The organism is Metabacillus indicus, assembly GCF_046603695.1.
GTDB classification, from domain to species: domain Bacteria; phylum Bacillota; class Bacilli; order Bacillales; family Bacillaceae; genus Bacillus_P; species Bacillus_P indicus.
In genome coordinates, this window is record NZ_CP176757.1 from 2,147,711 (window position 1) to 2,173,279 (window position 25,569).

The window sequence follows — 25,569 nt, forward strand, 5'->3', positions numbered from 1 at the left end:
AAAAAAGCCCTCTAATTTTCATAGAGGTGCTTTTCAAGAACATATCTGATGTCATCTGGAATGGATTCGGACTGTTTTTCATGTACATTGTAGTGGACATAAACAGCGGTCCCTTTTGCGCAAAGGGTACCCTCCTGGTGGATCTCTTCATATAATTCAAGGCTTGAATTACCGATCCGTTTAATCCAGCAGTATACGTCTGCCTTTTTTCCAAAATAAAGCTGACTTTTAAATTCAACATTCATGCTGAGGATAATCATTTTCCAGTCACTGAAAGAATGATCTGGATTAAATAACTGAAACAGGCCGTTTCGCCCCGCTTCAAACCAAACCGGTATGACGGTATTGTTGATATGACCAACACCGTCGGTTTCTGATACTCTCGGTTCAATCACTGTATGAAACATGCTCTGACACCCCTTCTGCTTTCAAATTTCCATGAAAGGCAGCGGTATAAATCCGCTTTATGTCATCACGTAATAATGGCTTGGGACTTCTTGCAAGCAGTCTCGTCTGTTTTGCCCCATTGTCTGCAAGTCTGTCAAGATCCTCTTCTTTTATTCCATATTCTTTTAAGCTCAGAGGAAGCCCTGTATCGTGAATCAGGTGCTTCATTTCAAGAACAGCAAGGCGGGCAAGTTCTTCATCTGTCCGTCCGTTGTTTTCAATTCCCAGTTTCCCTGCTAAAACGGCCATTTTTCCGCTGCAGGAGTCTCTGATCTCATCCATCACATAGGGCAGAAGGACGGCATTTGACTCGCCGTGGGGAATGCTGAAAAGCCCGCCTAAAGGATAAGCCAGCGCGTGTACTCCTGCTACACCTGCATTAAAAAAGCTTAGACCGGCAAGCATGCTTCCCCAGGACATGCTGTTTCTTGCTTCTTGATCTGAGCCATTCAGCACTGCTGTGCGAAGACTGGAAGAAATTTTACCTGCAGCCTCCAGCGCAAGTGTATCTGTCAGAACATCAGCATGAACGGACAGATATGATTCTATGGCATGTGTAAGGGCATCAATCCCGCTTGAAGCCGTTGCCCTTTTCGGTAGAGTATAAGTCAGTTCAGGATCAATGATGACCGCATCTGCAAGGAGATAAGGATGAGTGATGACATCCTTTGAATCCTCGAGGGAGAAAACGGCAATGTCCGTCATTTCCGCCCCGGTTCCTGAAGTCGTAGGAATTAATAGTTTAGGCAGCCCTTTATTTGACAGTGATTTTGTTCCCGTCAGATTCAAGTAATCCTCGACGGCACCTTCATGGCATGATAAAACAGCAGCCGCTTTGGCAAGATCAAGACAGCTGCCCCCTCCTATTCCGATAACCAGGTCAGCGCCTGACGCTGCAAGAGCTGCTTTTGCCCGGTTTCCGGCTTCAGAAGTCGGTTCAGGCTGGATATCAGAAAAGATTTCAAGTTCAATCTTTTCTTCTTCAAATGCCTGCAAGAGCGGTTTCAGCACGTTTAATCCAATCAGCACCGGATCTGCAAAGAGATGCACTTTCTTCGCCTGATGCTGTTGAACCAGTTCAAGGACCTTCTGAAAGGATCCTTCACCTGTAATAATGATTGAAGGAGATCTGAACGTACTCACAATACCCCCTCCTTATTGCCGGAGAAAAAGGTTTGAATCTGCAGTCCATCTGATGAGATGTTTGTATATTCTCCGGCCGCAAACATGGAAATGGTCTTTTCCCAAAATCTCCTGGCCGGCACGTTTCTTTCTATCTGATTAACTTCCCATTTTCCGGGATGAAGCCTGAACAGATCATGTGCAGCAGTCGTACCCAGGGAATTTCTTCTGAACTTTTTCAAAATGAAAAATTCCGCTATCGAAAACACGTTTTCGGACAAATCAAATCTTACGAGGGCAAATCCGGCATACTCGCCGTTATGCACGATCAAATACGGAAACCTTCCTTCTTCAACCCAGTATTTATCCAAATAAGCATACGGATCAAACAGACCTTTCACATTAACTGCCGCATCATTAAACTCGCTGAAATCATATAAATAGAACTGCATCAGATTTTCGAATACTGGTTTTTTCGAAACATCTGCCAATGATAGTTGATAAGACATAGATTCACCCCTTGTTAGGTGAAATTCTATTTAAACTGCGTTGTTCCTGCTTCAAAGCGGCAATTGGGCCAGTATTTGCCTGACTGTTTTCTCAGATTGAAGTCTTGCAGCTACATATGGCGGCTTTATGCGGCCTGCCCCTTCAAAAGGCTGTCCAATCCACATAACCGTGTCATCGATGGCTATGAACGGAAACGGGAGGTCTTCCTGAACCCATTCCCCTTTTATCGGCTGTTTTACAGAAGAAATAAATGTGACAGCTGCATCGGTCTTGTTCAGCTGATCTGCCCAGTCTTCGTTTAACCTTACTGATTCAGGAAGGCAAAGGACAATTTTTCTCCGGGCATTCTTAATGTCCTCAAAAACAGGCTCAAGCTTCAGAGCGTGCACCCATCTGAGCATGGGGTGCTGGTTTTTAATCCATGTCCCGATTTGCTGATGGGCAACAGTCTGCCCCTCTCTTATTTGATGATCCAAAAGCTGCCTGATTGCTTTTCCTGTGTAAACTTTCTCGCGAATGAATTGGGCATCACATATATGAATAAACTTACCTCTTGTCCTTGTAATGGCAACGTTTATCAGTCTCGAGCTGTCTTTGCCTGTCAGCAGCATGCCGGCTTTCTTTTCAGGAAAGCTGTCGACACTGTCAAAAATCATCACATCCCGCTCGCTCCCCTGAAATTTATGAACGGTAGCGGCCAAAATATCCGCGTGCTGCGCTTCAGCCTTATAAAGATCATCAAGAAGCAGCTGCATCAAGTGGGTCTGGGCTCTGTAAGGAGCTGCGTAACCAATCGATTCTGCTCCCGAGAGGACGGCTTCATGAATGCTTTGAAAAGAAAGCAAAAGCTGCCAGAGGTTAAATTTTGAGTGAGATGTCCGTTCTTTTAAACAATATTGGCCGGTGAAGCTTGCATCAAGGAGGATCGATGCTCTTCCCGGGAATGGAGCACGTTCTGAAAGACTGCTCCGTCTGCTCAGTACATCTGAGTGATCTCCTACTTTATTCTGATAGATATACCGGTTTGTAAAAGAGGATATTTCCGGATGCATTCTTCTCTGTTCGTTCAAGAGGAGCATATGGGGATGAAGTCCTCCGCTTATGTCTGAAACACCGGATCTTACAAAGATATCTTCCTTGAGCCATTTTTCAGTCAGTTCGTGACGCGATGAAGCGATTGGCGGAAGCTGTTTAAAGTCTCCGCACAGAATGGTCCTTTTTCCAAGCGACGTAGCAAATGCAGCCTGCGGAACATAGGCCATGCTCGCTTCATCCACAAATACTGCATCATAGTCGGCTTCATAAATGGCAGGATCACTTGCAGCTTTGGCAAACGTGGTTCCGATAATATTGGCTTCTTTCGCAAACTCGGTTTCCTGTCTGCGGATCTTCTCAAGCACTCGGCTGATTTTTGTTTCCAGATCAAGAAGCGCATTTGAATCTCTTTTACTGAAAGAATGGGACAAATCCGTTTTTAAAAGCTTCCTTTCGCTGAGAAGATTCTGTCTTTCTGCCGCAATGGCCGGAGATTGTTCTGCAAGCAGGTCACTCACTGTAAGAGGGACTTTAAATGAATAGCCGCTTCCGGAACCGTAGCGGACAATTTCACCCGTCTTAAATTTTTCCCGTTTCAGCACGAATTGGGCAAGCTCATTCATCAGAACATCAACTGCATTATTGCTGTGGGACAAGATTAGTATTCGTTTGCCTTTAAAATAGAGATTCGCCGCGGTTCTTGCAAGCGTATAGGTTTTCCCTGTTCCTGGAGGCCCCCACACAAACGTGACAGGGTTGCAGATCGCTCTTTGCAGCAGCTCATGAACAGCATTTTTAGCTTTTTCAGGATGTTTTGCAGGCATAGAAGGGTCCATAAGCTTTTTTATTCTAGCGCGCTTTTGTTTGCTTTTTTTCATTTCGTCAACTCTTGCTGCGAGTTCTTCAAGCAGCTCCCATGGATCGTGAAAGAGAAAAGCTTCCGGAATCAGGTCGCCAAATGTCCGTTCAAATGAAAGAATGATGCTTGTTCCTTCAGAAGACAGTACGCGGCCATTATGTTTCAAGCCGTCCCATTCAAGTTTTACCGACGAACCGACGGGAGCATTGATTTTCCCTGTGGCTTCAAAATAATAAGTAAAAGCATCTCCGGAAGAAAGCAGATGCCCGTTTATGACCCTGTATTTTGTACTGCCGTATTTTTTCAGGTAGCTGATTTCAATCCCGATGGCCTGAAGCCATTCTTTTATGTACTGTTTTGTTGTCATCATGTTTGTTTCTCTCCGTTCATGCAAAGAAGCAGGACTCTATTTTGAGCCTGCCTGTGTGAACCATTAACTATACATGATTTTTCATTCTTCGTCATGGTGAGGGTCGTATTTCCAGAAATTCATCAGAAAGATGCATGGCGTTTTTGAAAGATGCCAGGCGCACAGTGAAAAGCACTGCCCGTAACTGTGCAGTGCTTTCTTTGCTAAGCTAAAACCCTTGCAAAAAATTCTTCATACAGAGCCTGAACAGCCCTTTTTTCCTGAGCTTCTTTTACGCCAAACATCATGCTGACTTCAGACGAACCCTGATTGATCATTTCGATATTAACGCCCGCATCAGCAAGCGCCTTTGAAGCTCGTGCCGCAGTGCCGATATTGTGGCGCATACCTTCCCCTACCATCATAATCAGGGACAGATTGTGTTCAACCTTCACTTCATCCGGCAGCAGATCTGCCTCAATACGTGCAATAATTTGTTTTTCAGTATCCGGAGTCATTTGCTTTTGCCTCAGGATAATACTTAAATCATCAATGCCGGACGGACTGTGTTCATAGGTAAGGCCAAAGTCTTCCAGGATTGAGAGCAGTTTTCGGCCAAAACCGATTTCCTTGTTCATTAAATACTTGTTCACATAAATACTGCAAAAATCATCATCGCTTGCTATGCCGATGACCGGCCCGTTCGTGTTTTTGCGCTCATTTACGATGCGCGTGCCGGGAGTAGCTGGATTGTTTGTATTTTTAATTTGAACCGGAATGCCGGCTTCAAAGGCTGGAATTAATGCTTCGTCATGAAACACGGAAAATCCCGCATAGGACAGTTCACGCATCTCCCTGTATGTCAGCTCGCGGATCTCCTTTGGGTTAGGAACGGTATTTGGGTTAACAGAGTAAACCGCATCTACATCTGTGAAATTTTCATACAAGGCTGCTCCGGTCCCATTTGCGAGGATAGAACCTGTTATATCCGACCCGCTGCGGGAAAAAGTTACAACTTCGCCTGCCTCGTTGTAGCCGAAAAATCCCGGGAAAATAAGAATGCCGGGCCATTCACAAAGCGACCTGAGATTTGTGTACGCCTCTTTTAAAACAAGAGCAGTTCCATTAGTTTCTTCGACAAGAAGACCCGCAGCTTTTGGATCTACATATGCTGCCTGAACTCCCCTGCTCTGAAAATAAGCAGCAATCAGCCTGGCGTTGCAGTCTTCTCCGCTTGCTTTGATGGCATCTATGTATCTCGCTTCATTTGAGCTGTCCTTGTGAAGCAGCTGCAGCAGATGATCTTTAATGCTGGAAACGATTTCACCAGGGAGTCTCAGCTCCTCTGCAATCTGAGCATACCTCAGGACAACCGCTGCCAGGATTTCTGCTGTTTGGAGTCCCTTCAACTGTCTGTCTCCAAGCTCAATCAACAGATCCGTCACTTTGCGGTCATCTGCAAAACGTTTTCCCGGAGCAGATACAACAACAATTTTTCTGTCTGCATCTGACACCACAATGTCAAAAACCTTTTTCACCTGCTCGCCAGATGCAAGCGAGCTGCCTCCAAACTTCACTACTTTCACGCGAACATCCCCTAAAGTTTTATAGTTCAGCTGTGCTGATCATTCTTCTATAGAATCCATAACTGCCTGAATTTTAAATCTATTTTACTCCTTTTAAGCGAACAATCAAGGATTTCTTTTGATTCTTTTAAATTTTTTGATTTCAAGTGCCGTATGATATGGTAAAATACATTTCGTCTATCGAAATATCACACAAAGAAGGGACTTGTAACATGCAAAGCGCTGCAGCTGTAAATAAACACGAACCTAAACCTTCAACGACTGTCTACAACATTTTATTCATCATCGGCTTATGTCATTTGCTGAATGACGCCATTCAGTCTGTTATTCCCGCCATGTTCCCGGTGCTTGAAAAATCAATGGGCCTTACCTTTACCCAGCTTGGCCTGATTGCGTTCACCCTGAACATGGTTTCTTCTGTTCTGCAGCCTGTTGTCGGCTGGTATACAGATAAAAAGCCGATGCCTTATGCCCTGCCGGCAGGATTAACATGCAGCTTGCTCGGAATTCTGGGGCTTGCATTTGCTCCTTCTTTTCCGCTTATTCTGCTCAGCGTTTTCTTTATTGGACTCGGTTCTGCTGTCTTCCATCCTGAAGGCTCGAGAGTTGCTTATTTAGCAGCAGGGGAGCGCAGAGGACTTGCTCAGTCGATTTATCAGGTAGGCGGCAACACAGGCTCTTCTGCTGCACCGCTGATTACCGCTTTGATTCTGGTTCCCTTAGGCCAGTTTGGGGCCATCTGGTTTACCATTGCTGCTGCTCTTGCCGTCCTGTTTCTTTTTTATATTGCACGCTGGTATTCAGCCAAACTTTCCTTCATTCGAAAAACTGAGAAGAAAAAAGGAACGGCGAAAAACAATGGCCGCCTGTCAAAGGGCGTCCTCTCGGCACTGGCCGTGATCGTTTTTCTTGTTTTTGCAAGATCATGGTATGGAAGTGCCCTATCAAACTTCTATACGTTCTACGCTATTGAGAAATACCATTTAAGTATTGCAGAATCACAGGTTTATATTTTTGTTTTTCTTGTGATGGGAGCACTCGGAACATTTGCAGGGGGCCCTCTCGCTGACAGGTTCGGCAAACGGAACATTATCCTTTGCTCACTGATTGCCTCTGCTCCGTTTGCTTTGCTGCTGCCATTTGCCGGTCCGAAGACAGCCTATGTGCTCATTGCGCTGATCGGGTTTATACTCAGCTCGAGTTTTTCAGTTACGGTTGTTTATGCCCAGGAGCTTGTGCCCGGCAAGATCGGTACGATGTCAGGGCTGACTGTAGGTCTTGCGTTTGGAATGGGTGCCATTGGGTCAGTGGCTTTAGGCTCATTAATCGATGCCTTTTCGTTAACCTCTGTCATGACAGGCACTGCAGTCCTGCCTCTTTTGGGGATTCTCGCTTTCCTTCTTCCAAAGGATCAGACTCTTCTTGATTGGCAGCAATAATCGACAGCCTTTGGCGATTTCGCCGAAGGTTTTTTTCTTGTTTTTGTCGCATTATGAATGATTTAACAGATTTGTAATCTAAAAGACCCCGGTTTTATGATATAACTATAAACAGAAAGGGGTTGTTTTATGAAAGTCTCGATGCGTATGATTGCCGCGCTTTCTGCAGGATTTGTCGCTTTATCATCCTATAGCCCTGCCTTAGCGCAAACAAGCGGGGATTCACTTAAACAGGCTGAAAAACAGCTGAATGAAAACAGTGAAGCTCTTGACAGGAAAGAGAAACAAAAGCAAGCAGTACATACCGCTGTACAGAAAATGGAACACGAACTTGCAAATACGGAAGCTCTAATCAAAAAAAATGAGAACGATTACGCTTCCATCCAGAAAAAAATCCAGGAAACAAATGAATTAATTGAGGAAAAGAAAATAGAAATTGTCGCACTTCAGGATAAAGTAATAAACCGCGAAGAAATTATGTACGCCAGGCTTACTGCTCTTCAGGAAAATGATCATGCCGATATCGTTATACATACGCTTGTTAATGCCGAAAGTTTTTCAAACCTTTTCGAGCGCATCGGTGCTGTTGCAACACTATTAAATGCAGACAATGATATTCTTGAACAGCAGGAAGCCGACCTGAAGCAAATTGAGGAAGACAAAAAAGAGATCGACAAGCAGGAAGCCCTCCTGAAAGAACAGCAGCTTGCGCTTGCATCAAGCGGCGCAAAGCTTGAGGAAGCTCTCCTTCAAAGACAGACGCAAATGGCTTCACTTAAAACCGAATATGAAAAGGTCTCAGCCGAGGTAACCCTTGCAGAACAGGAAAAAAGCGTCCTGCAGTCACAAGTGAAAGCGATTGAAACAAGCATTAAAAAAGAACAGGATGCAGCAAAAGCACGTGCGGCCAAAGCTCTTGCAGAACGGAAAAAAGAAGAGTCTGCACGGGCAGCTGAAGCAAGTGCGCGTGCGGAAGCCGAGAAAGCACGCAAAGCTGCACAGGCTGCTCCGGCAAAGAAGAAGGAGACCGCAGCAGTCCCGGCAGTGTCAAAGCCTGCTGAAAAACCAGTGCAGGAAAAGCCTGTCCAGGATGAAAGCAAGGTTTTCTATGTCACAGCTACTGCCTACAGTCATGAAGATACAGCAAGCGACTTCACGGCAATCGGCATTAACATTAAAGAAAATGCCAATATGAAGCTGATTGCAGTTGATCCGAAAATCATTCCGCTCGGAAGCAAAGTCTGGGTGGAAGGATACGGGGTAGCCATTGCAGGCGATACAGGCGGCGCCATCAAGAATCATAAAATTGACGTACTGATGCCTAACAGTGCTGAAGCGCGAAAATGGGGCCGGAAAACGGTAAAAATTGAAATCCTTGATTGAAAAAGAGAACCCGCGGGTTCTCTTTTTATTTGCTTCTTGTTCTATTGTAATAGCAATTAATTATTCTGCTAAATCTTTTCAGATAAGACGGGCTTTATGAGAAGATCTTTAATATAATCAGCCATTTCTTCATTATCAGTATGGGACTTGCTGTATAGCCTCCTCATTCTGAAGCCTGATGCCATAAGAACAAGAAATTCCGCTGTTTTTAATGCATCTACTTCGTCAGATATGACCCCGTTTTTCTGACCGGAAAGTATCCAGAACTTCGCGAATTCAACCATATAGTGGTCAAAGTCCCTGAGTGCGTTTCTGGCTGTCTTATGATCATAGCGTCCGATAAAATAGACTAGGATCCTGTTAACAACACCCTCCGGATTGTTCATCGCAGCAAAGCTCATAGAAATTACCTCAGCAGGATCCTTCATTTCCTCTTTGCTTTTCCCCATCTTCTCAAAAAAAGCTTCATTGATTTCCTGGATTTTTTCATCTAGGACCATTGCAAGCAAGTCATCCTTGCTCTTTATATAGTGATAGATGGCACCTTTTGATAATCCGGTTTTCTTCATAATCATTGCAAGAGTCGTTTTTGAACATCCTGCCTCATTTATGAGCTCTGCCGCGGCATGAAGCAGAGCTTTTTCAGAACGGACTCTCCTTTCAAACTGCTTCATTTCTCGACACCTCCTTTCTTCATAATAAAAACAGACCATTGGTTTGTAAAGCGGTTTATTGTCAGTTTCTGAGTTATTTTGCCGAGATTGATTGAGCATATCCTTTTCCTTTTTGGACAAACATTCTTAAAATGAAGTGGACATTCCAAATAGGAGATGAGCGCATGACCACACTGCTTGAACAAATCAAAGAGTACAAAGAACAGTTTAAGAAGAAAGCACCTGCCGAAAAACAGGAATTGATGAAAAGAGCAACAGAAGAGCTTCGAGCTTCAGGAACTGCTCAAGGCTTGAAAGCGGGAGAAAAAGCGCCTGATTTTACCTTGCCTGATGCTGCAGGAAAAAAAGTAACCTTATCAGAGGAACTTAAAAACGGACCGGTTATCCTTACTTTTTACAGAGGCGGATGGTGCCCGTACTGCAATCTTGAACTGAAGGCATATCAAAGAGAGCTGGATGCGATTAATGAAGCCGGCGCAAACCTGATCGCGGTAAGCCCTGAAACACCGGATGCATCCCTGTCCACGAAAGAGAAAAACGAGCTGGACTTCCTTGTATTAAGTGACGAAGGCGGGAATGCAGGAAAAGCATATGACCTGGTGTTTGACATGCCTGATTATTTAATTGAAGTTTATAAGGACTCTGGCCTGGATGTTGCCGCTCATAATGGAAATGATGATTGGCGGCTGCCTAAACCTGCAACCTTTGTCATCGGACAGGACGGAGTCATTCTATTTGCGGAAGTGGATTCAGATTACACAAAACGGACAGACCCGAAAAAGGTTGTCTCCGTTGTGCAGAATTTAAATAAATAATGAAAAAGGGCAGAATGTTCTGCCCTTTTTTCGTCTCTTTTTCTTTACGTATAATTATTTTTATAAAGCAATAAAAATAGCAATTTTGCCGATTTTTTTTGACAATTCAATTTTAATAGTAGTATTATTATACATGGTAAAAAGGAGGCTTCTTGTAACATGTCATCACTTGACAAAGACAAAATTGTACAAAGTGTACCGCAAAAAGGTTTTTTCGGTCATCCTAAAGGGTTATTCACCCTGTTCTTCACAGAATTCTGGGAGCGTTTTTCCTACTACGGGATGAGAGCAATTCTTCTGTATTATATGTACTACTCGATGAAAGACGGCGGACTGGGTCTTGATCAGCCGACTGCCCTTTCGATCATGTCCATTTATGGATCATTGGTTTATATGTCAGGAATTATCGGAGGATGGATTTCCGACCGATTGCTCGGCAATACGAGAACCGTTTTTTACGGCGGCGTTCTCATTATGCTCGGCCATATTATTCTTGCGCTGCCAGGAAGCATTCCGGCATTTTTTGTTTCCATGTTCTTTATCGTAATCGGTACAGGTTTGCTTAAACCGAATATTTCGAATATTGTGGGTGATCTCTACAGCAAAGAAGATAACCGCCGTGATTCCGGTTTCAGTATTTTCTACATGGGGATCAACCTTGGCGGTCTGCTTGCACCGCTTATCGTTGGTACTCTCGGGCAGAAATACAATTTCCACCTAGGATTCGGAGTAGCAGCTGTAGGTATGTTCCTTGGACTTGTTGTGTTCATGCTCACTAAAAAGAAAAACCTTGGACTTGCTGGAACGAGCGTTCCAAATCCGCTTACTCCTGCTGAAAGAAAAAGTGTTTTCGGCAGATTGGCGATTGGCCTTGCCGTCATTCTTGTTTTAGGTGCTGTATCCATTTCTACCGGATTCCTGACAATTGACCGCTTTACATTCATGATCAGTATTCTTGGTATTTTGATTCCAGCAGCATACTTTATCGTGATGTACCGCAGCCCGAAATCAACAGATGTTGAGCGTTCACGCCTGATCGCTTATATTCCGCTGTTTATCGCGGCCATGATGTTCTGGGCAATTCAGGAACAGGGTGCGACCATTCTTGGCGCTTATGCAGATAAACGCACACAGCTGACGTTCGGAAACTTTGAAATTCAGTCGTCATGGTTCCAGTCGCTGAATCCGCTGTTTGTTGTTCTTTTGGCTCCGCTTTTTGCGTGGCTTTGGATTAAGCTTGGAAACCGTCAGCCGTCGACATCCAAAAAGTTTGCTTTCGGACTTTTCTTCGCCGGGTTATCATTCTTAGTCATGATTATTCCTGCATATACAAACGGCACAGATACTCTTGTTCATCCAATGTGGCTTGTGCTCAGCTTCTTCCTTGTTGTTCTTGGAGAGCTTTGCCTGTCTCCTGTCGGATTATCGGCAACGACCAAGCTTGCTCCGGCTGCTTTCTCAGCCCAGACCATGAGTTTATGGTTCCTGACGAATGCATCGGCTCAGGCAATCAACGCACAAATCGTAAAGTATTACACACCTGAAACCGAAATTGCCTACTTCGGAATTATCGGCGGACTCGCCATTCTTTTAGGGGCAATCATGCTGATTCTTTCACCGAAGATTCAAGCGTACATGAAAGGTGTAAGATAATACAAAAAAGCCTGTCCTCACAATGGACAGGCTTTTTTTGCGTATTAAACAGTAGTCTCTTGAACGGCTTTCTCTCTGCATATCTTCGCTGCTCTCACCATAATCTTCAATGCCTCAACGGCCTCTTTTTCCCCTCTAGTTTTAAGGCCGCAGTCAGGGTTCACCCAAAATTGGCCAGCATCCAGCACCTGCAGCGCCCTTTCAATATTACGGATCATTTCCGTTTCTGAAGGTATTCGCGGACTGTGAATATCATATACTCCAAGGCCTATACCCTTGCTGTAAGAGTATGTTTCAAACGAATGAATCAATTCCCCGTGGCTTCTTGAAGTTTCAATGGAGATGACATCTGCATCAAGCGCATCAATTGCTTCAATCATGTCTTCAAAGCTTGAATAGCACATATGTGTATGAATTTGCGTCTCTGGTTTCACAGAAGCTGTTGACCGTTTAAAAGCCTTGACTGCCTCTTCCAAGTATTGTTCCCTCATCTTTTCTTTAAACGGAAGGCCTTCTCTAAGCGCAGGTTCATCTACTTGAATCATGCCTATGCCAGCGTTCTCTAATGCTTCAACTTCTGCTCTAATTGCGAGAGAAAGCTGATTTAACACGGCTGCTCTGGGGACGTCGGATCTGACAAATGACCAGTTTAATATCGTAACCGGCCCTGTCAGCATGCCTTTTACCGGCTTGTCAGTCAGCCTTTGGGCGAACAGGGTTTCTTTTAATGTCATCGGCTCCTCAAAAAACACATCCCCGTAGATAACAGGCGGCCTTACGCACCGTGAACCGTATGACTGTACCCACCCATTTGAAGTGATGGCCATTCCTTTAAGTTTTTCTCCAAAATATTCGACCATGTCTGTCCGTTCGAACTCACCGTGAACAAGGACATCAAGCCCCAGAGTTTCCTGGATATCAATCCACTTTTTTATTTCTCCTTCAATAAACTGAGAATAGTCCGAATCCGAGAGAGTTCCTTTTTTGTACTTCAGCCTTGCAGCACGCACTTCATTCGTTTGCGGAAAACTTCCGATTGTTGTAGTCGGAAGCACCGGAAGGCTGAATTTTCTTTGCTGAGCCTCTTTTCTTTGAGCTGCGCTAACTCTGTCAGTGCTGTACTCATCAAAAGAAGCATGTACAGAATGCCGGTTTCTTAAGTCTGAAGCTGCAAGTTCTGATATCCCCTGATCATAAGCTGAAAGAGTCTCTTCTTCAAAATTCATAAATTTTGTCAGCAGGGTGATCTCTTGCAGCTTTTCATCCGCGAATGCCAGCGCGCTTTTAACAAGAGGGTGTAAATTCCCTTCACTCCCTGCAGTTACAGGCACATGAATCAGGCTGCATGAAGGCTGAAGAATCAGCCGGTCTCTTCCGACCTTCTCCAGAATTCGGTTTACCAATTTGACTGTTTTCTGAAGCTCTGCCTTCCAAATATTGCGGCCGTCGATGACGCCTGCCGCAAGCACCATGTCCTTTGGAAAACCGAATGCATTCAAATGCTCCAGTGTTTTGCCGCTGTCATGAACAAAATCAAGGCCTATGCCGTCAACAGGCAGCTGAATGAGCTCTTCATATTGCTCTGGACATTCAAAGTAAGTTTGCAGAAGAAGTTTTGTGCTGCCTAACCCTTTTTTGATTGTTTCATAGATTTTTTTCGTTTTTTTCATAAAGGCTGCATCCGCTGCAGATGTAACAAATATTGGCTCGTCTATTTGTATCCACTCTGCACCTTCTTCTTCAAGCTCCTTGAAAACCTGAACATATAAAGGGACGAGTTTTTCGAGAATTTCTTCTTTCTTTTCTCCTTTTGAAAGGGCTGTTAGAGTCAGCGGGCCGACAAGTACCGGTTTCCCCGTAATCCCGGCCTCATCCTTTGCTTCTTTAAATAGCTCAAGCAACCGGTTATGGATAAGGCGGGGTTCTGTTCCGTCAAGCTCAGGAACAATATAATGGTAGTTTGTATTGAACCATTTTGTCATTTCTGATGCTACTATGTCTTTGCTGCCCCTGGCAATCGAAAAATACGTTTGGAGTGATGACGGGTCCTGGTCCCTGAATCTTTCCGGAATCAGTCCGAACATAACGGCCGTATCAAGTACATGATCGTAATAGCTGAAGTCGCCTACCGGGACAAGGTCAATCCCCGCCTCGCGCTGTTTGACCAAATGAGAGAGCCTGATTTTCTTCATATCCAAATGAAACTCCCGCTCCGTCAGATCTCCTCTCCAAAACGCCTCAAGAAGCTTTTTCCATTCTCTTTTTTCTCCAATTCTCGGATATCCAAGGTTTGAATTTCTCATTTTCATTGCGGTTCCCCCGTTTTCATAGTTTCTCAGCTCTAAACATGAAAAAACTCTCCTTTTTTAAAAGAGAGTTTAATGGACACAGCTAACTAGAGTTGAGACACAACAAAGGTTTCAACATACCGCATCACCCTCCCTATTTCGCGTAGGCTTAAAGTGCATACGACAGGCAGGTCTCCTGGCTCTGGTTCGTTGCATGCTGCTGCCTTCCCATTCCATTGCAGAACAGTGGCTTCGTGCAGAATGCTCCCCATTACAGTGGCGCGACCGCACCGGATTTTCACCGGCTTCCCTTTTAAGCTTCCGCGTATAGCGTCAGCACCCATCGCTTGTCAACATATTATGAATATTTTTGTGATTGTTTTTAACAATAGCTGATGTTTTTCAATCTTGCAAGACATTTCTTATTATTCAGAAAGAAATTCCGATTACTTTCCATTTGGCAGCCTCATAAAATCCAAGCTTTTTATACAGTTCTCCTGCATCTGGATTGTTGTAGAATAAATAGAGTTCTTTTTCATCTCCATAATCCCTGCATATTCTCGCAATGACTTTTGAGGCATATCCTTTTCTTCTGTATTTGGGAGGAGTTGCAACGCCGGCAATAACAGCAGTCTTCTCGTGATCTGTATAAATTCCTGCAGTTGCTGCCATCGTGCCGTTTTCCTCAAAGTAATAGACACTGAGTTTTCCGGAGAGGATGCTTTCATACTGTTCATCCGCAAAAATTTCTTCACTCGGACCAGCCATTTTATATTCTTCTACTTGAATAAATAAGCGGTAAAGCCTGCGGCAATCCTCAAGACTTGTGATTTTGCAGACTTCGCCGGATATGCTGCCGGCTGCTCTATTATCGTATTTCATCATGACTGAGTCACTTTCAATCTCGGTTTTCACAATCCTTTTAATTGACTCAATAAGCTCCTGTTTCCCGAAAATTCTCCTGATGCCTGTTTCCTGAATGACAGGAATAAAAGCCTCTACATCAGCAGGCATTACAGAACTGCAGCAATACATTTTATCAGGATAATTGATAAGCAAAGCCGTCAATTCAGCATCTTGATACTGACCGAAAACCCTGACCTGTTCATCTTTCAGGTCTTCTGCAATCAAAGCGTTTACATCATGGTTTTTATCTAAAAAAGCGACTGCCTGAGGATATTGATCTTGTTTAAGCAATTTTATCGCCATTTCGCATCTCCCGGGAAAAATTTTGGCCAGTCTATAGAATATTCTAACATTCTCCGTCCATTTGATATATATTTTAATAGAGAAGAAATTTCACTATTTGGAGAATTAGGTGTGTGCCCATGGAAATGAAGGATGTACTGTTGAATTTATTGCTCGTTTTGTCACCGCTTCTCATCATCCAGTTATTGTATATGAGAAAAGAAACGAACAAAAAAATGAACAAATGGCTGTTTGCCCTTCTTCCTGCGCTTGCCATTGTCTTCAGCATGCTGTATCCCTTTATGATTGATGGAGAGTTTTTCTTTGATTTCAGACGGATTCCATATGTTATGGGGCTTTTGTACGGAGGATATCCGCTTGGAATCTTTTTATTTATCGTCACAGTCGGAACAAGGGTGCTTATTGGCGGCAGCGGCATTTATCCGACAATTGTCATGGCAGGAATACTCGTTTTGTTTGTCCCGATGCTGTCTTCGTATTATTTGAAAAGCAGGCTGAGAATGAAGCTCTCTCTTGTGACTGCATTTGTTCTGGGTTCTCTGCTGTTATCGATTATCCAGATTGAAATGATGTATAAAACGGCTTTTCATCCATCGCATTATTTGGAGCTGATTATCTTTCACATTTTTGCAGCGGTCATCGGCACGATTTTGTTTGAAACAATCATTCAAAATTTTTATTTGCTGAAAAGGGTTATAAAAGCGGAAAAGCTTGAAGTTGTCAGCCATCTTGCAGCAAGTATTTCACATGAAGTGCGCAATCCCCTGACAACAACAAAAGGTTTTCTTCAGCTGCTCAGAGATGATGAAATAAGCAGGGAGAAACGGGACGAATATATCAAAATCTCATTAGATGAATTGGACCGCGCTACGAATATCATTAAAGATTACTTAACCTTTGCGAGACCAGAGGCTGAACATCAAAATCCGATTTCCATACACAGCGAGCTGAAAAACTGCATGAACGTTCTGACACCGCTCGCCCAAATGGAAAATGTCCAGTTTAAAGAGGATTTCTGCGAGGAAGAGCTCTTTGTGCTTGGTGATTCGCTTAAATTCAAGCAATCCATCATCAATATTTTAAAAAATGGCATAGAGTCCTATCATGCCGGTGGCCTGATCCAGCTTTCTGCTGAAAAAGAAGATACATATGTAAAGATCACTATTTCTGATTTTGGAAAAGGCATGACGGAGGATCAGGTGCTGCGGCTTGGAGAGCCATATTTTTCTACGAAATCAAACGGTACTGGACTTGGGATGATGGTCACCTACAGCATTATCCATTCGATGAACGGGCATATTTATGTAAACAGCGCACCTGGTCAGGGCACTGTTTTCCGGATTTTTCTGCCCCTTCATGTAAAGTAAGTCGTTCTGACATTGAGTTGCAAGCGTAAGGCCGGCCTCCCGCTTGGGTGACCGGCCTTTTGATTATACTGTCTGCTTTGCATCCATTAATCGCTTAATCGCAAGCTCTACTCCATCCTGATCATTCGTGAGGGTGATATCTGAACAAATCGCCTTAATTTCTGGACGCGCATTTCCCATGGCAATGCTTTTTCCTGCTGCCTCAAGCATGGATTGATCATTTATGCTGTCTCCGATCGCAGCGGTTTCTGAAAGGTCAATGCCTAAATGGCCGGCGAGTTTCTTCAAAGCAATGCCTTTTGAGGCCAATTTATGTTCAAGTTCAAAGTTATGGTCTGCCGACGTAACCAAGGTCAGATTTTCACGGTCTTTAAACTTCTCCCATCCGGCGTCCAGCTTTTCCTGGTGGAATGAAAAGGCAAGAATATTATAAATATCCTCGTTTAAGATTTCCTTGAAGCTCTCAATAAAGACAAATCCTGACTGGCTGTACTGTTTGCTGGCAGCATGAAGGAGCTTTGAGCGGTCGGCTTCCGGATTTGCACTTTTGATCCGGTCTATTTCAATCGACAGAAGCTCTCTTCCGTGCTGCGGGGTGAAGATTGCATTTTGTCCGAAAACTTCATAGTAGTAGTCGTTTTCTTCAAGAAACTGCAATGCTTCTGCAGCCATTTCTTTTTCCATAGGCTGAGATTGAAACAGCGTTCCGTCAGGCTGGTGGATTGTCGCGCCGTTCGCAGCGATCACCCAGGTTTTCACATTCGCATTCTTGAAAATTTCCTTCACATCAAAATGGGCTCTCCCTGTTGCAATGACCACTTCTATCCCTTTTTCCTGCGCCTGTCTCAGCGCATTCAAATTTTCTTCACTCACTTTGTTTTCACTGTTCAAAAGTGTACCGTCAAGGTCAATCGCGATTAATTTTGTCATGTTGTTTCCTCCTCGGCTACAAGCAGCTCTACATTGTTTTTATCAAGCAGATCTCTAAATGATTTATCAGGCTCTTTGTCTGTAATTAACAGGTCGATCTCATGCAGATCGGCATAGAGAAAAAAATCGGTCACTCCAAGCTTTGAATGATCGGCAAGTGCAATTACCTGACTAGCCTGGCTGATCATCTTCCTCTTTACCATCCCGTCCTCCTCGTGTGCTATAGATAATCCCCTTTCAGAGATGCCGACAACTCCAATAAATACTTTGTCCACATGATATTTAGAAAGTTTTTCAACGACAGATGATCCGTAGAGAAAGCGGTGCTCCTTCTGCAGTTCTCCTCCAAGGAGATGAATCTGAATCCCGGGCTTTGATGAAAGAATATCTGCCTGATTGATTGAGTTTGTAATGACAGCTGCATTCGTGACATTCATAAATTCGGCGCATGCCTGAACTGTAGTGGAGGCATCAAGGATTATCCGGTCTCCTTCACGGATGAGACTTGCTGCTTTTCTGCCGATCAGCTCTTTTTCATAAGAAACGGTTTCAAGGCGGTTCTGATAATCTTTTATCTCTGTATGAGAGCTCGGCAGGATCGCTCCGCCCCGCGTCCGGATAATGAGCTTTTGCTCCTCAAGCTTTACGAGATCGCGCCTTGCCGTGTCCTTTGAAACATCATAATGCGAACAAATCTGATCAGCCGTGATTCGTTTATGCTCTTTTAAATAATCCAATATCGAAATCAAGCGTTCTTCCTGGTACAAATGACCCGCCTCACTTTTCAGAAATATTTGTAAAATAACACCAGGTTCAAACCTTATATAAGTGATTATAAGTATTATACATCAAAAATTCAAGTATTTATAAGTTTATACAAGTTGTTTTATGCGATTGTAAGTGATATGCAAGTTTTAAGAGGGCGTTCCGGCAGGTATACAAAAAGACGGCAAAATCATTTGTCGATTTTGCCGTCTTTCTATTAGATTATGATTGCAGAAGATCTGCCTGCAGAAAGCGGATTATTCACGCTGCCAAATTCAGAAGCGTGAGGTCTGTCGTCACCGTCACCATACCCATAGTCAATCATGCGGTTCCGGTTCAGACAAAGCTTTTTAAAAGTTGGCCTCAGGAGATCGAACAGTTCAAACCGGTCGTTCAGTTCAGGGAATTTTGCCTGATACGAGAGAATGGCATCCCTGAGCATGTTCCAGAAAACAGCTTCATCCAGTTCGCCGCTGCGGTGAAGAATGTCTGCAAAATATCTGAAGTGGCAAACGAACAAACCTGTAAAGATAAATTGACAGAGACCTTCCGGCGCTTCGCTTCTTAACACACTTCTCAGTTCCTCTGACAGGTGCTGAAGTTCAGGAAGCTTCTGGTCACTGATGTTTACATCGTCTACAAAATCTTTCACGGCCAGACGGTTCGGTTTACTGTCTTTCAGGATGAGCACTGTATTCTGTCCGTGCGGCGAAAAGACCGTTCCGTACTGATACAAATAATGAAGCAGCGGCGGAAGGATCACATCAAACATCTGTTTTATCCACTCTTCTGCTGTGAGGCCGGCCTTTTTCGCAAGTTCAAGAGCATAGGACTTACCGTCTTCACCGACATATAAAAGGGCCGCAAGAGTGATGGCCTCCTCCCCTTCCTCAAGAAATGAACAGAGGTTTTCTCTCCAGATAACCCCGAGCATCTCAAGAAATTGATAAGGTGCCCCATTCAGATTCGAATAATCCGGATGATCGTAATTCATGCTTGCGATCTCACCGGGCAGAACGACTTTGCACACATCCCGAAGAAAAGGGTCATTGTCCCTTATTCCCTGAATATGCCTGGTGATCTCAGGAGCCAGCACCACTCTCTCCGACGGGAGTCCTCTGTATACGAGAGTATTTAATATACTCATTGGAAGCTTAACGTTGTGTTTCTTTTCGTCATCCATGTTGACAAAGGTGCGGATTGATTGCTGCGGCAGGTATTCGTCCTCCCCTTTTCCCAGATACAAGATGTTCTGTTCAGCCAGCTCTTCAGCAAACTGCGGGACGAGCACATTGTCCCACTGCCATTCGTGCACTGGCATGAAGAAATAATCTTCAGGTTCAACACCAGCCTCGCTCAGTCTCCGATTGAACATTTCCCAAGCATTCAAACCAATTTCATCTTTTATTAAATGCTCATATTCAACTTCTTCAATAGAATGAAACGTGCCTTTGCCTTTGGAAACAGCGATCCAGTCCAGGCGCACAGCCTTTTTTTGTTCCGGGGCATAATGAAGGTAATCAGAATAGGAAAATCCGATTCGCCCTTTGTTGTATGTGATCCATGGATGCCCTGTCATCTCCCCTTCCAGCTCGGCATATCCCAGTTCAAGCAGGGATTCTGTCTGTCTGTGTTCCTCTTTTGCCATAATGTGAACATCTGCAAGGAGTGTCCGTTTGTATTCTTCAATCAAATAAGCTGCTGTAAACGGCTTAATTCCAAGATCCTGCTGGATCATGATCAAGAATTCGACCGCGCTTACCGTTTCCACCCATTGATTACCAGATTGGACTTGTATAGATTCTGGATTCACCCAATAGCTGTCCATCAATCTTTCTTCAGCTTTGAACCTCATTTTCTTCCCGCCTGAACATTCAAGATAATAAAAGTCTTCCGATTTAACAGCAGCAATCATATCTTCATACAAAAACTCTGCAATCATTTTGGCGGTCAGCCGTTTATTTGCTATTTCCCAATGTTTCTTATTGATGTTCGCTTCCATATCTCTCACTCTCCTAAACCAGTTGTTTCTTTCCGGCAACATGTTTTGTTCCAAAGTGCTGAAACACATTTTTGTCAGACAGATCAAAAACCGCTTTTCCAGCAATGGTATTAATGATATGTGCATTTCTGTAAGCTCCAAGGCCGAGGTCAGGCGCTCCTACTCCGTGCGTGTGAAGCTCTCCGTTTTGAATAAATACACTGTGCAGAGCCCGGGGCGTGTTCATCTCAGCCTGATAGTCCCTTGAAATGACCGGGCGCCCTGCCTTGTCCCATTTCATAGCTCCGGCAAGCCTTTTAAATGCTTTAGGCCAGACGGTCTTGTAGCCCGTTGCTGCAATTACGGTATCTGCTGAAAGAACAAACGATTCAGCCTGCTCTCGCTGACAGCTGGCAAGGACGAGTTCCTCCCCGCTGTATGAAATATCTGTTACAGCCGTTTTAGCGAGGAGCTGAACTTCAGGCTTGCTTCCGGCAATTGTTCTTTCATACAGCAGGTTATATATTTCTGCAATCGTATCAGCGCTTATCCCTTTATAAAGAGAATCCTGCGCCCGCACAATTTGATCCTTGAGATTCTGCGGCAGCTGATAAAAATAATCCGTGTAGTCCGGAGAAAAATGTTCAAGGCCCAGTTTTGAATACTCCATTGGGAAAAAACCATCCGTTCTCGTCAACCAGTTCAGTTTATATCCGCCGGTTTCCTGACCTCTCAGAAGCTCAAGAAAAATCTCTGCAGCGCTTTGGCCAGATCCAATAACGGCAACAGATGATCCCATGTCTTCTTTTCTTCTGTCCATAAATTCAGAAGAATGATAAAGGTTCCTGCTTCCAGAAGCTGTCCAATCCGGCATAGAGGGGGCACTTCCCATTCCAAACACTACATGTTTTGTTAAAAATGTTTCTGTTTCACCAGTTAAAACATCCTCAACAATCACTTCAAAGCCAGCAGGATGTTCAGCTGCATCAATCACTTTTTTTCCGAACCGGCACGATGAAAGCTGTTCCGACACCCACTTGAGGTAATGGCTGTATTCTCTGCGCGGAATGTGAAATGACTCCAGAAAGTAAAAATGATACAAGCGTTTCTGCTCATGCAGGTAATTCAGAAAACTGTATTTGCTTGCAGGATTCACCATCGTCACGGCATCTGCCATGAACGGGACCTGCAGAGTCGTCCCTTCAATTAACATGCCTTCATGCCATGAAAATTCGGGTTTTTGATCAAAAAACAGCGCTTCAATACCCTCTGTTTCATCAAGCAGGGCTGCCATCCCAAGATTGAACGGACCGAGCCCTGCGCCAATTACGTCATAAATCACCGTTCATCCTCCGTTCAAATTCTTCTCTTGTACATACCATAAACAGCGCCTGTTTATCAGGCAGATCTAGCTTTCTTTCGGCTGAAAAACCGCACTTTTTGAATATATGAATCATTTTTTCATTGCGGATGTCAGGCTCTGCGACAAGACGTGCCGTTCTGCTGTCTGAAAACATTTGCTGCATGATGGTCACGAGCATTGGCGCTGCCAGCCCCTTTCCAAGGTAGGACGGGTCACCAACCAGCAGATGCACGCCCTGGTCAAAGGGAGCTGCCTCATAATACCGGCCGATTGGATCTTCCATTGCCCAGTATGTTTCAAAGTAGCTCATTTCGTTCCCGTTCACTGCGCCAATCCACAGTGTTTGATGTTCATCAGCAAGCAGCGACTTTAGATGTTTTGCATACAGACTGAAGGGGAAATTCTGCTTCCAGTAAGGGATGACGTGTGGCTCATGATGCCATTTGTGCAGCATGACGGCGTCTGTTTCAAAATCGGCCTTGCGGAAAGTGATATTTGTCTTTTCTGAATGCTGAATCATGATGATGCAACTGCCTCCTTTTTTAAAAGTGGATTTGCTACATTGACGTAGACAGACTGCGTTTCAAGCGGGCCGACAAGTTCATCCAAATCGTGATAGCCAGTCATGAGATTCGCCTTGCAGGGCAGATTTTCTTTTTCAAGAAAGTTCTTGATCAGCTGCGATGGATGGTCCTCGGAAACCTCCCAACCTTCCATTTCCTCCCGAATGATCTGCAGCAGGCTTCGTTCGTCTGCGAGACCCGCCGTTCCAAATGCATTGACCAGACCAAACAAATGATTGAAAAAGAAATAATAGCTCAGTCTCTCATCTGCAACAGCATCTGAACAGAGTGTTTCACTCTTCTTACCTGCTCCGGCAAGATAGGATTCAAGGAGGGTCTTTCTAGATTCAGTGAAGTAAAAACCTTGATTATCCCTGTAATAGAATCGCTCTGGATATCCTCCCTTCAGCTGAACAATGCTGTTTTGCTGATGAGCTTCAAGCGCAATTCCCTTCTCAAGATACAGCCAGAGGACAGGCTTCATGGAGATAGCGAGGTACTTTTTCAGCCATTTTTCACTCACTTCATTTGCAGAGCGCTTTTCTGCAGCGGCAAGATTCCTGATTACACTAGAAAGTCTTGAAGAGCCTCTTTTCAGCCCGTCCTGGCATAAGGAAACAACGGCAGCTGCCTGATTTGCGTTCTCACCGTAAAAAGGATTTTCCCGAAGAATGACCTCAAAGCCGGTTTCGTTTCTGTCCGGCAATTTTAATGTTAAAAAGGCAGGATCATGCACAAAGCTGAAATTTGGAAACTTATCGGCCATTTCCTGCCCGAGGCGTGTCTCCATCAGTGCTTTCACTTCTGCCCCCCGTTCCAGTTCCTTCATTAAATTAGTCCGGACAGAATTCGTAATTTTGATGTTCAGTGAAAATTTCAGCATGAACGGGACATCCGGATGGTAAACCGTTCTTAATGAGGAGGTTGCATAGTAAGCACGTCCATGCTGCCCAAGGTTTTCTAATATGCCCTGATCTGCAAGCTTTCTAATTTCAGCATCCTGCAGAACATAGTGAGCCTGCCATGGATGAAGCGGAAGTAATGCATACCCGTCCTCCTGTGCGTACTTGCTTTTAAACGCCTCTGAAATTTCAGGATCATCATTTACCATCTTCTTTATTTGCTGAATGGCTGAATGCGTAAGCAGGGATCTTGAGTAGGCTAAATTGGCAGGAGCCCTGAAATAGTGGAGCGGAAATGCCCCCTTCAGTTCAGGTGAATAGGTCCTGATATCCTCATCGCTCATTCCTTCCCTGCTTTTTGGCGCAGGGTGCAGGAGGTGTCCGAAAAGCAGTGCCTGCTCGGCCTCAAGAAATTGAAAATCAGTCCTGTACAACTCCTCTTCATCCGCTGATCTTTCGTAAATAAATTCCGCCATCAGCTTGCAGCTCTGTGAAATACGCTCAAGCAGATCGTTCTTTTTCCCGTCCTGCTCGCCTGTGTTCAATTCATCCAGCGTTTTCTCTGCAAAAGCTAAAAAGTCCATTTTTTCAGATTGATAGTAAACAGCATGATTAAATAGATGTCTGCCAGTCTCTGAAACATAATCAACGGGAATGTAAAGCTCCTCCTGCTTCTTTTTAAGAGTCAGATGAAGCCATAATCCGGAATGGACGCTTGCAAGTTCTGATGGCGCATCCCCTGTGAATTTTCCCGTTCCGGTTTCTCTTATGTAGCAATTCAAATAGCTTTGCAGTGCAGCTTGTTCTGCAGCTTTCCTAGCTTCTTCTCTGTTCATCCGTTAATCCTCCCTGATTCAATTCTTCCAATTTCTTTTATTCGCTGCAGTATATGTGAGAGATCATCTGTTTTTACTAGAGGGTTTAACAGCGTAAATTTGAGACAGACGCGGTTATTCACTTTTGTCCGGGCAATAACCGCTTCGCCGTCATTAAGCAGCCTGTCCCTGATTCGGCTGTTAAGAAAATCCTCTGTTTCACTTGAAAACCTGCCCTCACCCGTATATCTGAAAACAATTGTGCTCAGCTCAGGTTTATGCATTGGAGTAAACGCTCCATCACTCTTAAGCATCGTGTATGCCTCTTCTGCAAGGTAAAGTGTGCGGCAAATGATATCTGACCACTCTTTTTTACCGATAAGCTGAAACGATAAAAATGGTTTTAGGGCGTCAAACCTTCTTGTCGTCTGAAGAGATTTCCCGACCAGATTCGGCACTTCGTCTTCCTCTGGATTTAAGTAATCTGCATGGCGTTTCATATACGCAAATGAGCTTCGTTCTTTGACGAGAAACGCGCCGCAGCTGATTGGCTGATAGAACATCTTATGAAAATCGACCGTTATGGAGTCTGCCTCCTCAATACCGTTTAATTTATGTTTATGAAGCTCTGTCATGATGAGGCCTCCCCCATATGCTGCATCTACATGAAACCATAGGCCGTATTGTTTCGCGGCACGGCTCATTTCCATTAGAGGATCGATTGCTCCAAAATCCGTTGTTCCCGCTGTTGCGAATAAGGCAAATGGAAACTCCCCTGCGGTCCTCAGTTCCTTGAGCTTTTTGATTAAATCCTTCATGCACATTCTGTGGGCATGATCCGTTCTAACCGGAACGACCGCATCCTCTCCGAGTCCCAATACGGCAGCTGACTGCTGTACAGAGAAATGCGCCGCATCCGAACAAAGAATTTTCAGCCGTTTCTGCTCCGGCGGGAGACCCTGCTTTTTGACGTCCCAGTTCCACAGCTTCATGCAGGCATGCTCTCTTGCAAGCATCAGTCCCATCAGATTGGATTGTGTTCCCCCGCTTGTCATGACCCCGTCACCTTCTGGAAGTCCAAAAAGGCGGCACAGCCCATCCATCATCATTTGCTCCACCATCGTTGCCGCCCCGCTTTGATCCCAGGAATCCATCGAAACATTTAACCCTGAGATCAGCGCTTCTGCTGCAAGACCCGGCAGCATGGGCGGACAGTGAAGGTGGGCGGCACATGACGGATGATGAACCGAAATGCTGTGCCTCCCGACAGCTGCGTTCAGCTTCTGAAACAGCAGTTCAGTGTTCATTGCCTCGTCAGGATGCACATTGGGGAAGTGAGATTGGATTGTTTCTTTTATATGCTGCGGCTCTGCGCCGCTAAAAGGTGTTTGTTCGAGAACAACAGATTTCAGTGTTTCCATTGCGTGATTCATGACTGACTGATATTCTTCAAGACTCTCCTTTGAGCTGGTCAGGAAATATCGGTCAAATGCCGTTTGTATGCTCGTTGTCAT

At 44.5% G+C, this 25,569-nt stretch carries 20 protein-coding genes and 1 riboswitch; of the genes, 5 read left to right on the forward strand and 15 right to left on the reverse strand.

The annotated features are described in order from the left end of the window. Positions 1–11: 11 nt before the first annotated feature. From ACK1LH_RS10780 to ACK1LH_RS10800, 5 genes are all read right to left on the reverse strand, one after another. Entirely contained in the window at positions 12–407 is a 396-nt protein-coding gene (locus tag ACK1LH_RS10780) for an acyl-CoA thioesterase (RefSeq protein ID WP_029280888.1), read from the reverse strand. Then, positions 388–1,590 (reverse strand): iron-containing alcohol dehydrogenase, encoded by a 1,203-nt coding sequence (locus ACK1LH_RS10785; protein WP_411333006.1) that lies wholly within the window; start codon positions 1,588–1,590, stop codon positions 388–390. Before ACK1LH_RS10785 ends, ACK1LH_RS10780 begins: the two co-directional genes overlap by 20 nt. Continuing rightward, the gene (locus ACK1LH_RS10790; RefSeq protein WP_411333007.1) at positions 1,587–2,078 is read right to left on the reverse strand and encodes a GNAT family N-acetyltransferase; all 492 of its coding nucleotides are present in this window, start codon (positions 2,076–2,078) and stop codon (positions 1,587–1,589) included. The genes ACK1LH_RS10785 and ACK1LH_RS10790 overlap by 4 nt, the downstream gene beginning before the upstream one ends. A gap of 51 nt (positions 2,079–2,129) precedes the next feature. Next, the gene (locus ACK1LH_RS10795) at positions 2,130–4,343 is read right to left on the reverse strand and encodes an AAA domain-containing protein (RefSeq protein ID WP_411333008.1); all 2,214 of its coding nucleotides are present in this window, start codon (positions 4,341–4,343) and stop codon (positions 2,130–2,132) included. A 203-nt stretch (positions 4,344–4,546) separates the two neighbouring features. Then, positions 4,547–5,908 carry an aspartate kinase gene (locus ACK1LH_RS10800; protein WP_411333009.1) on the reverse strand — a complete coding sequence of 454 codons (1,362 nt, stop codon included), beginning with the start codon at positions 5,906–5,908 and terminating at the stop codon, positions 4,547–4,549. A 212-nt stretch (positions 5,909–6,120) separates the two neighbouring features. On the opposite strand from ACK1LH_RS10800, the gene ACK1LH_RS10805 reads away from it, so the two are divergent. Next, a complete protein-coding gene (locus tag ACK1LH_RS10805; RefSeq protein ID WP_411333011.1) occupies positions 6,121–7,347 on the forward strand; it encodes an MFS transporter in 1,227 nt (408 codons plus the stop codon). A 129-nt stretch (positions 7,348–7,476) separates the two neighbouring features. Beyond that, entirely contained in the window at positions 7,477–8,730 is a 1,254-nt protein-coding gene (locus tag ACK1LH_RS10810) for a 3D domain-containing protein (RefSeq protein ID WP_411333012.1), read from the forward strand. A 68-nt stretch (positions 8,731–8,798) separates the two neighbouring features. On the opposite strand, the gene ACK1LH_RS10815 is transcribed toward ACK1LH_RS10810, so the two are convergent. After that, positions 8,799–9,404: a TetR/AcrR family transcriptional regulator gene (locus ACK1LH_RS10815; protein ID WP_411333013.1), complete on the reverse strand. Its 606-nt coding sequence runs from the start codon at positions 9,402–9,404 to the stop codon at positions 8,799–8,801. Positions 9,405–9,568: 164 nt separating this feature from the next. On the opposite strand from ACK1LH_RS10815, the gene ACK1LH_RS10820 reads away from it, so the two are divergent. Both ACK1LH_RS10820 and ACK1LH_RS10825 read left to right on the forward strand, forming a co-directional pair. After that, on the forward strand, positions 9,569–10,219 hold the full coding sequence (locus ACK1LH_RS10820; RefSeq protein ID WP_411333014.1) for a peroxiredoxin-like family protein: 651 nt from the start codon (positions 9,569–9,571) through the stop codon (positions 10,217–10,219). A 159-nt stretch (positions 10,220–10,378) separates the two neighbouring features. Continuing rightward, positions 10,379–11,872: a peptide MFS transporter gene (locus tag ACK1LH_RS10825; RefSeq protein WP_203287317.1), complete on the forward strand. Its 1,494-nt coding sequence runs from the start codon at positions 10,379–10,381 to the stop codon at positions 11,870–11,872. 44 nt (positions 11,873–11,916) lie between these two features. On the opposite strand, the gene metE is transcribed toward ACK1LH_RS10825, so the two are convergent. Continuing rightward, positions 11,917–14,181 carry a 5-methyltetrahydropteroyltriglutamate--homocysteine S-methyltransferase gene (gene metE, locus ACK1LH_RS10830; RefSeq protein WP_411333015.1) on the reverse strand — a complete coding sequence of 755 codons (2,265 nt, stop codon included), beginning with the start codon at positions 14,179–14,181 and terminating at the stop codon, positions 11,917–11,919. Positions 14,182–14,328: 147 nt separating this feature from the next. After that, a riboswitch (cobalamin riboswitch) is annotated at positions 14,329–14,519 on the reverse strand. A gap of 70 nt (positions 14,520–14,589) precedes the next feature. Further along, on the reverse strand, positions 14,590–15,369 hold the full coding sequence (locus tag ACK1LH_RS10835; protein ID WP_029280877.1) for a GNAT family N-acetyltransferase: 780 nt from the start codon (positions 15,367–15,369) through the stop codon (positions 14,590–14,592). Positions 15,370–15,488: 119 nt separating this feature from the next. Between ACK1LH_RS10835 and ACK1LH_RS10840 the strand changes: the two genes are divergently transcribed. After that, positions 15,489–16,736 (forward strand): sensor histidine kinase, encoded by a 1,248-nt coding sequence (locus ACK1LH_RS10840; protein ID WP_029280876.1) that lies wholly within the window; start codon positions 15,489–15,491, stop codon positions 16,734–16,736. Between the two features lie 63 nt (positions 16,737–16,799). On the opposite strand, the gene ACK1LH_RS10845 is transcribed toward ACK1LH_RS10840, so the two are convergent. The 7 genes from ACK1LH_RS10845 to ACK1LH_RS10875 all read right to left on the reverse strand — a co-directional run bounded on the left by ACK1LH_RS10845 (position 16,800) and on the right by ACK1LH_RS10875 (position 25,569). After that, positions 16,800–17,666, reverse strand: coding sequence for a Cof-type HAD-IIB family hydrolase (locus tag ACK1LH_RS10845; RefSeq protein WP_411333016.1), 867 nt, complete (start codon positions 17,664–17,666; stop codon positions 16,800–16,802). Next, on the reverse strand, positions 17,663–18,433 hold the full coding sequence (locus ACK1LH_RS10850) for a DeoR/GlpR family DNA-binding transcription regulator (protein ID WP_029280874.1): 771 nt from the start codon (positions 18,431–18,433) through the stop codon (positions 17,663–17,665). Before ACK1LH_RS10850 ends, ACK1LH_RS10845 begins: the two co-directional genes overlap by 4 nt. A gap of 215 nt (positions 18,434–18,648) precedes the next feature. Next, positions 18,649–20,433, reverse strand: coding sequence for an IucA/IucC family protein (locus ACK1LH_RS10855; protein WP_411333018.1), 1,785 nt, complete (start codon positions 20,431–20,433; stop codon positions 18,649–18,651). 13 nt (positions 20,434–20,446) lie between these two features. Further along, the gene (locus tag ACK1LH_RS10860) at positions 20,447–21,706 is read right to left on the reverse strand and encodes a lysine N(6)-hydroxylase/L-ornithine N(5)-oxygenase family protein (RefSeq protein ID WP_411335089.1); all 1,260 of its coding nucleotides are present in this window, start codon (positions 21,704–21,706) and stop codon (positions 20,447–20,449) included. Between the two features lie 37 nt (positions 21,707–21,743). Continuing rightward, positions 21,744–22,295, reverse strand: a complete 552-nt coding sequence (locus tag ACK1LH_RS10865; protein ID WP_411333019.1) for a GNAT family N-acetyltransferase — start codon at positions 22,293–22,295, stop codon at positions 21,744–21,746. Beyond that, positions 22,292–24,076, reverse strand: a complete 1,785-nt coding sequence (locus ACK1LH_RS10870) for an IucA/IucC family protein (RefSeq protein ID WP_411333020.1) — start codon at positions 24,074–24,076, stop codon at positions 22,292–22,294. Before ACK1LH_RS10870 ends, ACK1LH_RS10865 begins: the two co-directional genes overlap by 4 nt. Further along, complete coding sequence (locus ACK1LH_RS10875) at positions 24,073–25,569, reverse strand: pyridoxal phosphate-dependent decarboxylase family protein (RefSeq protein WP_411333021.1); 1,497 nt, start codon at positions 25,567–25,569, stop codon at positions 24,073–24,075. Before ACK1LH_RS10875 ends, ACK1LH_RS10870 begins: the two co-directional genes overlap by 4 nt.

What these genes read in the sequence shown, in the direction of transcription:
- ACK1LH_RS10780 (WP_029280888.1), bottom strand. Translation starts at nt 407, where the DNA reads ATGTTTCATACAGTGATTGAACCGAGAGTATCAGAAACCGACGGTGTT.
- ACK1LH_RS10790 (WP_411333007.1), bottom strand. Translation starts at nt 2,078, where the DNA reads ATGTCTTATCAACTATCATTGGCAGATGTTTCGAAAAAACCAGTATTC.
- ACK1LH_RS10795 (WP_411333008.1), bottom strand. Translation starts at nt 4,343, where the DNA reads ATGATGACAACAAAACAGTACATAAAAGAATGGCTTCAGGCCATCGGG.
- ACK1LH_RS10805 (WP_411333011.1), top strand. Translation starts at nt 6,121, where the DNA reads ATGCAAAGCGCTGCAGCTGTAAATAAACACGAACCTAAACCTTCAACG.
- ACK1LH_RS10810 (WP_411333012.1), top strand. Translation starts at nt 7,477, where the DNA reads ATGAAAGTCTCGATGCGTATGATTGCCGCGCTTTCTGCAGGATTTGTC.
- ACK1LH_RS10815 (WP_411333013.1), bottom strand. Translation starts at nt 9,404, where the DNA reads ATGAAGCAGTTTGAAAGGAGAGTCCGTTCTGAAAAAGCTCTGCTTCAT.
- ACK1LH_RS10820 (WP_411333014.1), top strand. Translation starts at nt 9,569, where the DNA reads ATGACCACACTGCTTGAACAAATCAAAGAGTACAAAGAACAGTTTAAG.
- ACK1LH_RS10825 (WP_203287317.1), top strand. Translation starts at nt 10,379, where the DNA reads ATGTCATCACTTGACAAAGACAAAATTGTACAAAGTGTACCGCAAAAA.
- metE (WP_411333015.1), bottom strand. Translation starts at nt 14,181, where the DNA reads ATGAAAATGAGAAATTCAAACCTTGGATATCCGAGAATTGGAGAAAAA.
- ACK1LH_RS10835 (WP_029280877.1), bottom strand. Translation starts at nt 15,369, where the DNA reads ATGGCGATAAAATTGCTTAAACAAGATCAATATCCTCAGGCAGTCGCT.
- ACK1LH_RS10840 (WP_029280876.1), top strand. Translation starts at nt 15,489, where the DNA reads ATGGAAATGAAGGATGTACTGTTGAATTTATTGCTCGTTTTGTCACCG.
- ACK1LH_RS10845 (WP_411333016.1), bottom strand. Translation starts at nt 17,666, where the DNA reads ATGACAAAATTAATCGCGATTGACCTTGACGGTACACTTTTGAACAGT.
- ACK1LH_RS10855 (WP_411333018.1), bottom strand. Translation starts at nt 20,433, where the DNA reads ATGGAAGCGAACATCAATAAGAAACATTGGGAAATAGCAAATAAACGG.
- ACK1LH_RS10860 (WP_411335089.1), bottom strand. Translation starts at nt 21,706, where the DNA reads ATGGCAGCCCTGCTTGATGAAACAGAGGGTATTGAAGCGCTGTTTTTT.
- ACK1LH_RS10865 (WP_411333019.1), bottom strand. Translation starts at nt 22,295, where the DNA reads ATGATTCAGCATTCAGAAAAGACAAATATCACTTTCCGCAAGGCCGAT.
- ACK1LH_RS10870 (WP_411333020.1), bottom strand. Translation starts at nt 24,076, where the DNA reads ATGAACAGAGAAGAAGCTAGGAAAGCTGCAGAACAAGCTGCACTGCAA.
- ACK1LH_RS10875 (WP_411333021.1), bottom strand. Translation starts at nt 25,569, where the DNA reads ATGACAACGAGCATACAAACGGCATTTGACCGATATTTCCTGACCAGC.